An 11,661-nucleotide genomic window follows, 5' to 3' on the forward strand; every position below is an offset into this window, starting at 1 on the left:
GGAATTTCCATGCTTGACAAAAACGTTATCCTCAATGGAAAGGCCGTTCTTGTTACGGGCGCGGCAGGATTTATCGGTTGCAACCTCTGCAAGAAGTTGCTTAACGACTACAACTGTTCCGAACTCGTCGGACTCGATTCCATCACCGACTACTATGACGTGAACATCAAGCACGAGCGTCTCAAGGAGATAGAGACTCTCGCGACATTAACCGGCAAGAAGTGGACATTCGTCAAAGCGAACCTCGCCGACAAGGCCGCCATCGACAGCCTGTTCGAGAAATACCACTTTGCCGTCGTCGTGAACCTCGCCGCCCAGGCAGGCGTTCGCTATTCCATCACGAACCCGGATGCCTACATCCAAAGCAACCTCATCGGATTCTACAACATCCTGGAAGCTTGCCGCAGGGGCGCCGAAAAAGGCGAGGTTGAGCACCTCGTGTACGCGAGCTCCTCCAGCGTGTACGGCAGCAATAAGAAGATCCCGTACTCCACCGACGACAAAGTCGATAACCCGGTCTCGCTGTACGCAGCCACCAAGAAGAGCAACGAGCTCATGGCACACGCCTACAGCAAGCTCTACAACATCCCGAGCACGGGCCTCCGCTTCTTTACCGTCTACGGCCCCGCCGGCCGCCCGGACATGGCCTACTTCGGCTTCACCAACAAGCTCAAAGCCGGCAAGACCATCCAGATTTTCAACTACGGCAAGTGCAAGCGCGACTTCACGTTCGTTGATGACATTGTCGAAGGCGTCGTGCGCGTGATGCAGCACGCCCCCGAAAAGCAGAATGGCGAAGACGGCCTCCCCCTCCCGCCATACAAGGTCTACAACATCGGCAACAACCACCCCGAAAACCTGCTCGACTTCGTGACGATCCTCCAAGAAGAGCTCGTCCGCGCAAAGGTGCTCCCCGCCGATTACGACTTCGAGGCGCACAAGGAACTCGTACCCATGCAGCCTGGCGACGTGCCCGTGACCTACGCCGACACAACCGCCCTAGAGCAAGACTTCGGCTTCAAGCCCGCAACACCTCTCCGCGAAGGTCTAAGAAAGTTTGCGGAATGGTATGCGGAGTGGTATGGGAAAGAGGGTGAAAAGTAGGTGGAGACAAAATATATAAAGATAAATATACAATCGGTTACTATATTATAACGGATAAGTATAACCAGGAATGAGCTAGGCATGAGTCGAATCAAGTTTATGAATACCGAAATAGACAATCTGACAATGAACGAAACATTGTCAGCTATTGAGGATTTGATTCAGCAAAGAAAAAATGCATATGTTGTAACCCCAAATGTAGATCACATTGTAAAGCTCGAATCAAATGAAAAGCTAAAAGCATCTTACTCTGAAGCTGACTTAATTTTGACAGACGGCATGCCCCTTATATGGGCATCCAAAATATACCGAACTCCTATTAAAGAAAAGATTTCGGGATCAGACATTTTCCCAGAATTATGTAAACTTGCAGCAGAAAAACATTATTCAATGTTTTTTTTAGGAGCTAAAGAGGGTGTTGCAGCAAAAGCTGCAGAAAAACTAAAAGTCCATTTCCCTGATTTAAAAATAACCGGATGTTACGCCCCCCCATTTGGATTCGAGTCCAATCCAAAAGAACTTGAAAAAATTGAGCACTTGATTAAAGATGCAAATCCACATATTTTAATTTTGGCTTTAGGTTGCCCTAAACAAGAAGTCCTAGCACACCAATTTCGAAATCTATTCGGGGTTCCAATCACACTATGTTTAGGGGCCACCTTAGACTTTGCAGCAGAAAATGTGAAACGAGCCCCGCATTGGATGAGAAATGCGGGAATAGAATGGGTTTATCGGCTTTATCAAGAACCGGTACGTATGTTTAAACGCTACATACTTGAAGATTGGAAATTCATAAAGTTGTTCGTCAAATACTGGGGGCAAAACTCTAGAAAAAATGTATTTTTAGAGGAAACCAAAAGATAAATGATTTCTCTAGAAATCACGAAGCCCTGTTCAAAGAAAATGTCTATACTGAAAAAATTGCAACCATATGATGTAATCTTTGTTGATTATTTTGATACACTTGTTTTTAGAAATATTCATTCCCATCAGATTTACAGTCAATGGGCAAAAGTACTTTTGGGAAAATTAGACTCCGTATCTAAACATATAGATGAAGAACAACTGGTAGCTCTAAGATGGAAAGCCTTACAAAATCTTAGGGAAAAAAATGATGAGCCTTCATATAGAGATTTAATCTTTGAAATTTTTTCATTAGGAAATTTGGAATTTTTCGTTGATTTTAATATTTTTTTTGAATTAAGTTATACCGCAGATGAGGCTGTGGAACTAGGGTGTCAATATCCTAATAAAGAAGTAGTTGAAATTCTTTATTCCTTGAAGCGGCAAGGAAAGAAATTATATCTTGTTTCTGATTTTTATATGCCTCGTAAAGCATATGAATCTTTTTTGTCTGCATTCAGTATAAATAATCTTTTTGATGACATTTTTATTTCATCAGAACATAATGCAAGTAAAAGAACAGGTTCTCTGTACAAATATGCTCTTGAAAAAACAAACAGTTTTTCACAAAAAGTTGTAATGCTTGGCGATAGCCAAAAGGATGATTTCAAGTCTGCGCTTAAGCAAAATATTGCAGCTATTCGCTATTTCCCATTTAAACATAAATTATATACCAATCTAAGCAAATACTTAAATTGGGATTACTCCAAAAGAGTTGTAGCTCTAAAATCAAGCTGGCTATATAAAAATTCAATTTTTGAGGAGTATGCCGTAGTTCTATATGCCTTTATACAAAGGTTATATTCAGAAGCAAAAAAAAGTAATGCAGAAAAATTAGCGTTTCTTAGCAGAGGAGGATTTTTTTTACAAACACTTTTTGATGAATATCAAAAAGACGTAATTTCCTCAAAAGAACAAATTAAAAGCGCATATTGCTTAAATTCTAGAAAAGTTTGTTTTGCAGCAAAAAATGACGAAAACGCGAAAAGCCTTTTGTTAAAATATTTACAGCAATTTAAATGTGGCGATTCAATTTTCCTTGTTGATGAAGGATGGTATAACCATTCTCAACAAATTTTAGCATCCGTTTCTGGGTGGAACACTTTTGGTTTTTACATTGGCACTAGGCAAAAGGAAACTTTGAATATTCCTAATCAATGCGTAAGAAAAGGCTTGCTTTTCGATATGGGGACAAAAAAGCCGAATACAAAGTATTATGGTATTTTATGCACAAATTGTTCCATGTATGAACAGATTCTTACTGCGCCGCACGGCTCTGTAGACACGTATTATGAAGAATTTGGAGCAGTGAAAGCTCTTTTGAAAACGAACGAAAAAGAAAAATACTTATATGACAAATACATTCGAGATATGCAAGAGCGAATGCTGTTGCATTTTAAAGGAATGTGCGCGTGGCTCGGCAATAATGAAATTTCTCTAAAACAGTGTGCAAAAATAGTGCTAAAGTCTGTTGTCTTTAATTCAAAAAAAAGATGCGAATGGCTAAATGATTTAGATAATAACCGTTTTGACAATTATACAACAGGAAAAAGCAAAGATAAAACGATCAAAGATGTGAGAATAAATGTTTTTGAGTTACTCATACATCCAGATCGTTATTTAGGAATGTTTTGCAAAATTCAGCGGAAACTAGTAAACCACCCCTTATTGGCAGCAGGGTATTATCCACTAGCTTTTATATTTTATCTGTACGTCAGAATAATGTCAAGAGTTTGACATCGCCTCCAGACTCTATTCTTTCCCTCTTATCTTTTTGTACATCTTATATAATTTCTTAAGCAATCGATATCTGACACAGTAATTAGTAGTTATTTCTCTTCTTAAAGCAATATCCTTGTGCTTAATCCATTGAGCTAAACTAAGCTTCGTCGATTTTTCCCTTTTCAATGATTCAATGGGAGATTCTTGTCCCGCAATAACTGCGTCCAGAATATCTAGCATTTTAGGAATACAAGTACCAATATTTGAAAAATGAGATTCAGAATACTGTCGTGCGTCTCGTTGATACTTATCATAATCCGCAATCACACCAGCAATACATTCTGTCAATTTTTCCTTCGTAGTCTTTATAACATAGTCATAATCATTAGCAGGTTTTCTACTTGGTTTCGTATCCGGAATTAACCAATTATCAACGGAAATAGCAGGTTTTCCAAGCATTACCGATTCACTCATAGTGCTAGATTCTTCTGACACTAGAACATCGGAAACCATTATTGCATCTAAAATGCTCGTTTTGGGATCCATCTGTATAACACGAGGATTATCCTTATGAAGCTCATACATCTCTTTTATGTTAGCCAATTGTTCTGGATAACAATCTGGCCACGGAGCTTGCTTTATGAGGATATTGACATTCAACGGAAGCATAGACTGGACAAACTCATCTTGCTTGTGGTCATTCTCCCACGCCGGCGCATATAGAATAGTTCTTTTTAGGGGATCAAGACCTATTTTCTTTGCCAACATTATTCTTTTAGATTCATCTTTATACTCAGCAAGTCTATCAGCCTTAGGCCATCCGGTAAGATATACGCCTTTTCTTGGGTTAGCATAATAATACTGAGAGCTCAGTTTCCAGTTATCCACCCAAACCTTACTTGGAAGAAAACCAATATCATATTTATTCCATGGTTCTCTTAACCAAATATCCGGCCAATTACCATACTGCTGCATGATATCATGGAGCATAATTACAGAAAACTTACTGAATTGAGGATGATTTATATGTTCGCAATACCATCCTATTTCGCATTTTTCAAACTTATTGTCCGTGATACTAGTTTTGTATCCCCTTTTCTTCGCTTCTTCCGCAATCATCTCATATACTTGCTTCTGAACAGTATCCAAGTATATAAAAGTAATTTCCTTTTTCAACATTTTTTCCTCATGTCACCGTTTTATTCTTATTGACAATAACAATACCGAACTTGTCCCATTTTTAGTTGAAATTCAGTTGCTTCAACCGCAGTAAATCTAAACTATTCAAGCATCTTTGTCTAGTAGCAGCAAGTATATCCGTCAGACAAATCCACTCACTTTTCTCTGAGGCCTTTAATCATATTCATAAATGTTCTACGCTTAAACAATACCAATAGCGAGACAAGAACGGCTACGCCCCAACGAGCAAAATCGTAATCGTACAAGAAGGTAAAAATCAATGACGAAGCAAAAAAAGCAGAACAAATTACAATCATTTTTTTGATATTGAAAATTCTTTCTTTAGTCATCTTTTTCATAAAGAAATAATGAAGAACCATAAATACCAAATAGCACATTTCTGTTGTATATGCAGCAGCAATGAAACCATATTTTGGAATAAAAAGCAAATTCAAAATGACATTAAGCACGGCGCCAACAAAAGAGGCGACCGCTACATAGGAAGTTTTTCCGATGTAAAATTCTACCGTAGAAAACAATCCATAGCAAAAAGTAAAATACGTTCCCATAACAACAGGAGGAATACACCATTTTGCCGGCATATATTCCGAGCCACCCATAATGAAAACAACTTCTGGGGCAAGAAGCATTACTATAGCCGACATAAGTCCCAATAGTATACACAGCATGTTTGAAGTAACTGCTATGGAATGGTATTCTCCCGACTTAAGTTTCTTATACATCCAAGGAACAAGGGAGCCATTTATGGAAGCAATTACTATAAGGATAATCTGACCGATATTGTACGTCAAACTATAAATGCCCGCAAAAGACGTCCCACAAATATGATCAATCATCAATCTGTCCGACTGAGCAAGAACAATCAACGATAAATAGTGGGGAATTAAAGGAATGTTAAATTTAAGACTTTCCCACCAAACTACTTTCGAGAAAAACGCACGGCCATCAACGAACTGTTTTACAAAAAAGAGCATTCCTACAGCGATTTGCACATAAAGAAAACCGTAAATAAGCGCATTAGCCCTAATATCCGTCAAAAAGAACATCAAAAGGCTTATTGCGGGGACAAGTAGAGAGGCGAGTAGCGTGATCGCGACCATACTCTTATACTTGTTTTCCACTCGCTGACGTACCGACCAAAATAAAAAGGACGGATTAAATATATAGTAGACAAACAGTGTAATAACGAGTTTTTCATCAAAGCCCGTAAGCCTGCGGAACGGGTCAAAGAAAAGCAAAACTATTAAAAAAGTCAGCACCGCTACAGCTGAACTCAATCCTTGCATCTGTGCAGTGTATTTGTCATTTGATCCATCGTTCTTTACAAGTCCCCGTGTAAAAACACCAGCCGAGAGATTTAGTGTCGCAAATATCAATATCAAATCACGCCAAGACTGAAAAACGGTGTACGTACCATATTCCGAAGTAGTCAACAAACGAGTATACAATGGAATTACAATAAAAGAAATTCCCTTTTGTGCAAAATTGCAAAATAGATACCAAAGAGAAGCTTTGGCTTCTATTGATAAGGAACCATATTTTTTCAACACGCAATCCATTCCATCTCATCCAATTTTATTTAGAACGAATTCCATTATTATTTTGCAGCAATCACTTGACTCATATTTAATGAATTTATCTCGTTTTTCTTGGCGTCGTAACTGTTCCAAATTAGGATTGCAAATATTATCCCGAATCGCAGTAAGTAATTCATCATGATTTACAGCAACCGTTCCACAAGCAACATCTTCTATATCGTAATACAGTCCCCGATCCTTATTCTTGTAATACTCATAATCATAGGCAAAATGTATAATAGGCCTATCACAAATCAAAAAATCAAAAAAACAACTAGAATAATCCGTTATTAAAATGTCAGCCCCGGCCAATAACGTTTGCGCGTCCAAATTTGGACACAAAAAAACTCGTTCATTAGAAAGTAAGGACTCTTTCCCTCTAGAAATATCCTGAAAATGAGATTTTTCAATAAGAACAAAATCAAATTCTTTAGCTAATTGATTTACGGACTGGCATAAAGAGGGTTCAAAAAAGGATTCCGCTTTAGCCTTTTTGTCCCTAAATGTTGGCATATATACAACAATTTTGCATTCACCATTCATTCCGCAGGCATCCAACAAATCTTTCCTAGATTTTTTACAGAAAACTTCATCATAGAGAACTTGATTTCGAGGTTGTCCAACCTTAAGGATTGCGTTAACCGGCGCATTAAATGCAGACTGAGCAATTGTCGCATAACTATCAGAGGGGGTAATGTAGAGATCATAATTGGACAACTTTCGAACAAGCCATTGCGTAAACGATTCTACAATATTGCCAGGTAAATCTACCGTATCATTACATATTTTTTTCCAAGGAACACCATGCCATAACTGCACTTTATATGCCCCCCCCAACAAATTAAAGGTACACAAATCAAAATAGCCTTGATTCACAAAAGCTACTTTTGCAGTAGCCACATAAAACATTCCCTTAATAGAATTTCTTTTAACAATTTTGCAATCCAGATTAAACTTTTCCGGACTTCTGGCCATCCAGATCAATTCCAATTGAGGGTAGCATTTCTTAACATAGTTATACATTGCCAACGAATTGTCTGATATTTGGTTACCGAACCAAGAACCAAACACCCAACGATTTTTTTTTCGAGGCAAAAGGAACGAAACACAATACAACAAGTAATTAAATAAATTATAAGAAAGCCAAAGAAACTTATTTATAAACATCATGAAATGAGTCCTTCCCTTTCAGCCACATTCATCTTCGATGAACTAAGACAAGGCAAGTTCTGAAGTCCATTTTTATACAAGATACAGAACAATAAAAACACCCAGCACCAATTGAACATAACATTATAGGTAACACCTTCTACTAATAGACCTAAGAAAAATAGCCCATACCTGTAATTCATCCTTGCGCCTTTAATAAAATGATAAAATAGCCAAGAATAAAGCAAAATAAAGCCCAAGTAACCTCGGCTCCATAAATTATTGATAAAATCGCATTCCACAACCCATGCGTACTTACTATCAGCATACTGTCCAAAATAAAGGACCTGAGAATAGCCACTCGATTTTAGTCCATAGCCAAAACAATTTTTCTCTAAAGAATTGTTTTTTGTTATAAGCGGAATTGAAGTCCAATATCTAGCATGTAACCGAGCACTTGATTGCGATTCCAAAACATTACTGCTTAAACTATCACGAACACCAATAACTTTACCCACGACAATCTGGTTATGCACCCCTACAAAAACCACGACAAGAATTCCAATAACATATAACAACATTTTCCGGCGAACCTTAACTCCATTCTTGAAAAAATCACAGTAAATAGCTCGAATAAATTCACAAAAAATCACCGCAATAAATCCCAAAAAGAGTGTTCTACTACCGCTCATACAACACATTCCAGCAAAGAGCAATTTCAGCCCCAATTTTTCACTAAGGCAATAACCCAATAACATAAGCGGCGCAAAATTTCCTGAATTCCAGCACAAGCCACTAATTTTTAGATTTTCTTCCATTAACTGGCTGGCATTAGGCACCATTCCAAGCAGGTTAACGAATACAAAGTTGTTTACATCAAAATGAGCTAGATAATAAGAAACAAACTGAAAATACCCCCAAGCCATCTGAAAGATGGCAGCAACAAAGACGCCCCTCATATAATTGATTATCAAGCCGCAATTCTGTTTACCCGTATACGCAAGAAAAAGGAATAAATAGAAAAAATCCCACAACAGTTCTGTCCACTGAGCATTTTTCCACCATTCAGGAATATTGCTTGTCAAGCAAGATACAACGGTACAAATACTGCATAAGACAATTAACACATAAGGAAAGCTTACGCTGCGAAACCAAATTTTTCGTGTTACGAGCAGCTTAAAAAAAACGACTAAAAACAAGAGAATTGTGAATATGGTAAAACCGCCAATCTGAATAATCGGCATGGTTCCCAAAAAACCAAATAAAAACAACAACTTTTTTTCCAAGCCGCGAGAACGGTCCTCATGGCCCACCATTCCATCAAACAAAGCTATTGATTCTTTTGTTCGCATGATTTCAATTCTTGTTTAATTTGAGTCGTACTAATTTCCGGCGTTCTAGGCAAGTAAACAACGTCAACACCTTCGTCCTTCAAAAAGTCAAACTTTCCGCTCCAATCATCTCCCATAACAAAAGTATCGATATGGTATTCATGCACATCGCTCTTTTTTTGTTGCCAGTTCTCTTCAGGTATAACTAAATCAACATAACGAATAGCTTCCAACAAAGCTTTTCTTTTTTCATAACTGAAGTAGCATTTTTTTTGTTTTTCATTCCAGTTAAATTCATCAGTTGACAAAGCAACAATCAAATAATCACCTAAAGCTTTTGCCCGCTTTAGCAAATTGATGTGCCCATAATGCAACAAGTCAAATGTGCCGTACGTGATAATGCGTTTCATACGTAAATTCTACCTGTTAAAGTTTAAAGGAGATGAAATAGTATTTTACAACGAATAGACAACGTCGTTCGATCCCAAGGGATATCGTGTGAATCAGGATGTTTCAGAAGCTGGATTGTTTTTTTATAGTTCTTTTTATAATCTCGAAGCAATTCAACATCTTTTTGATATAAAGACGGAGCATCACAGGCGTTCAAACGAATAAACTGATCGGCCATTTTGCTAATATCATAAGGTTCTCGATTTACAAGAAGCCTTATTTTTTCCACAATCCACTTATGCAATACAATTTTTTTATGGCCATAGCCCACAACATTATTTCCGTGAATACGATGTAGAATACTGGGCCGGCAATCATACTTAACAGAACCGACATACGAGGCCAAAGAAAGCAACATGCTATCATGCATCATGACATTATCAATGTTAATCCGCTTCAACAAATCCATCATGGATCTATTGAAGGCCATGCAACAACCGGGCACCTGATTAAACAACAAGGCTTTTATTGGCGTAAATAGCGGAGTTGTTTTTATAAAGGCTTCCGCCTTAACATTCAACACACCATCTGTAATCGTATAATTTGAGCAATACACTGCCGCTTTTTTTTCATCTCTTAAAAAAGAAACTCCGCGCTCAATTTTATTCGGCAACCAAACATCGTCTTGATCTGCAAAAAAATAGTAATCAGCAGTTTCTGCATCTTTTATCAATTTCAAAAAACTTTTTTGCGGTCCAACATTTTCACCTTTTTGGACAACTATTTTTCGCAACTCAGTCTTAGGATAATTTTCCAAAAAAGATACCGTATTGTCTTTGGATCCATCATCACGAACAAGAATTTCTATTTCACCGTCATAAACTTGACCAAAGATGCTATCTATTTGTTCCTGAATATGGGCCATCCCATTGTAGGTTGACATCAATACTATAACTTTTTCTCTCACTTTAAGCCTCTAACGGTGACAACATCAGTCTTTAACTTTCTAACATCTTTATTTTCAATCCATTAAACGCACAGCAAATTTTTACAAAAATAGCATTAAAGTGTCTGTACGTTCTCAAATAGTACGCAAAACTTTCGTTGTTTATGGATATAATTTTCTTTAGCTTAATGTTTGATTTTACAACTTTAGAGTGATTGTGAATTATAGACGAATTCAAGCAACAAGCACACTTATACCCCAATGAATTCATTTTTTCGGCCAGAATAAACTCTTCACAATACAAAAAAGTCGTCTCATCCATATAGTCCACAGCCTTCATGACATTCAGTTTTAACATCATGCAGCAGCCCTGCGGGCGATACACATAACCATAACCACCTAAATCAACAACCTTACGACCTTTTCTTTTATAATTCAGCAATCCTAAAGTAAAATCCCAAAATGAAGGCTTGATGCTATCCCGATTAAACAGATGCCCTTCAGGTGAGTAAATATCAGGACTTACCGCACCTACCGATTTGTCTTTTTCAAAAACAGAAACAAGCTTATCCAGTAAAAATTCGTCTTCTACAATGATGTCATTATTTATAACCAAAGCATAATCATACCCGTTTTCGTTGGCATATTTCAAGCCAATGTTGTTCCCAGCTGCATAACCACCATTCCTTAATGATCTAATAAAAACAAAATTGTCCTTTGACTTTTTTTCGAGATTTTCGGCAGAATCATTAGGAGAACAATTATCGACAACAATGATATCCTGAGAGTGAAGACCAAGCTTTTTTTTGCAAACTTCAACTTCTTCTAAAGTATCCTTCCAGGACACATAATTCAAAATAATAGCCGCAATTTTTCTTTTCATAAACAAGCCCTAAAGAGCTTTAGACCCTATCATCTACACCCATTTCCGCGCAACAGGTGCAACTTACAATAGCAACATTGCCAACAACTGCAATACTCATCTCAAACTTCAAGATACCTAGCAGTAAAAATAATTATTTGCAAGAAACCTACAAAAACAAAGTTCGAAAAAACGTAAAAATACGCAATTCTTTTTTGCAAAAAAGACTAGACAATGACAGACCACACCCAGTGGTCGAAGGAAGGAATCATTTACAAAATACAGCCTTTTAAGTAATCTTCAAAATACATCTGCAGTCCCTCTGCCATAGGCGAAGATTACGACAAACAACCAAAGAGCTCTAGTGAGCTGTTGAAAAGTTCAAGATATTGTTTAGTTGTCCAAAACAAGAATTATTTCTCTAAACAGAATTTCACGAGTCTGAATTTCAGTATTTTTCAAATCCCAATCTACTTG

Annotated in this window: 10 protein-coding genes; 3 read left to right on the plus strand and 7 right to left on the minus strand. The window is 37.5% G+C overall.

The annotated features are described in order from the left end of the window. Nucleotides 1–9: 9 nt before the first annotated feature. The 3 genes from FSU_RS06695 to FSU_RS06705 all read left to right on the plus strand — a co-directional run bounded on the left by FSU_RS06695 (nt 10) and on the right by FSU_RS06705 (nt 3,744). Nucleotides 10–1,104, plus strand: a complete 1,095-nt coding sequence (locus FSU_RS06695; RefSeq protein ID WP_014545701.1) for an NAD-dependent epimerase/dehydratase family protein — start codon at nt 10–12, stop codon at nt 1,102–1,104. Nucleotides 1,105–1,185: 81 nt separating this feature from the next. Beyond that, nucleotides 1,186–1,968: a WecB/TagA/CpsF family glycosyltransferase gene (locus tag FSU_RS06700; RefSeq protein WP_014545702.1), complete on the plus strand. Its 783-nt coding sequence runs from the start codon at nt 1,186–1,188 to the stop codon at nt 1,966–1,968. A gap of 39 nt (nt 1,969–2,007) precedes the next feature. Next, nucleotides 2,008–3,744 (plus strand): HAD-IA family hydrolase, encoded by a 1,737-nt coding sequence (locus tag FSU_RS06705; RefSeq protein ID WP_157747936.1) that lies wholly within the window; start codon nt 2,008–2,010, stop codon nt 3,742–3,744. Nucleotides 3,745–3,759: 15 nt separating this feature from the next. On the opposite strand, the gene FSU_RS06710 is transcribed toward FSU_RS06705, so the two are convergent. The 7 genes from FSU_RS06710 to FSU_RS06740 all read right to left on the minus strand — a co-directional run bounded on the left by FSU_RS06710 (nt 3,760) and on the right by FSU_RS06740 (nt 11,205). After that, a complete protein-coding gene (locus FSU_RS06710; protein WP_014545704.1) occupies nt 3,760–4,908 on the minus strand; it encodes a CDP-glycerol glycerophosphotransferase family protein in 1,149 nt (382 codons plus the stop codon). A gap of 155 nt (nt 4,909–5,063) precedes the next feature. Further along, a complete protein-coding gene (locus tag FSU_RS06715; RefSeq protein ID WP_015731878.1) occupies nt 5,064–6,488 on the minus strand; it encodes an oligosaccharide flippase family protein in 1,425 nt (474 codons plus the stop codon). Nucleotides 6,489–6,494: 6 nt separating this feature from the next. Continuing rightward, nucleotides 6,495–7,676, minus strand: coding sequence for a CDP-glycerol--glycerophosphate glycerophosphotransferase (locus tag FSU_RS06720; RefSeq protein WP_014545706.1), 1,182 nt, complete (start codon nt 7,674–7,676; stop codon nt 6,495–6,497). Further along, nucleotides 7,673–9,007, minus strand: a complete 1,335-nt coding sequence (locus tag FSU_RS06725) for a hypothetical protein (protein WP_014545707.1) — start codon at nt 9,005–9,007, stop codon at nt 7,673–7,675. The genes FSU_RS06720 and FSU_RS06725 overlap by 4 nt, the downstream gene beginning before the upstream one ends. Continuing rightward, nucleotides 8,986–9,396: a glycerol-3-phosphate cytidylyltransferase gene (gene tagD / locus FSU_RS06730; protein ID WP_014545708.1), complete on the minus strand. Its 411-nt coding sequence runs from the start codon at nt 9,394–9,396 to the stop codon at nt 8,986–8,988. Before tagD ends, FSU_RS06725 begins: the two co-directional genes overlap by 22 nt. A gap of 23 nt (nt 9,397–9,419) precedes the next feature. Then, nucleotides 9,420–10,343 (minus strand): glycosyltransferase family 2 protein, encoded by a 924-nt coding sequence (locus tag FSU_RS06735; RefSeq protein WP_014545709.1) that lies wholly within the window; start codon nt 10,341–10,343, stop codon nt 9,420–9,422. Between the two features lie 31 nt (nt 10,344–10,374). Then, complete coding sequence (locus FSU_RS06740) at nt 10,375–11,205, minus strand: glycosyltransferase (RefSeq protein WP_015731880.1); 831 nt, start codon at nt 11,203–11,205, stop codon at nt 10,375–10,377. Between the last annotated feature and the right edge of the window lie 456 nt (nt 11,206–11,661).

The organism is Fibrobacter succinogenes subsp. succinogenes S85 (assembly GCF_000146505.1).
Classification (GTDB): domain Bacteria; phylum Fibrobacterota; class Fibrobacteria; order Fibrobacterales; family Fibrobacteraceae; genus Fibrobacter; species Fibrobacter succinogenes.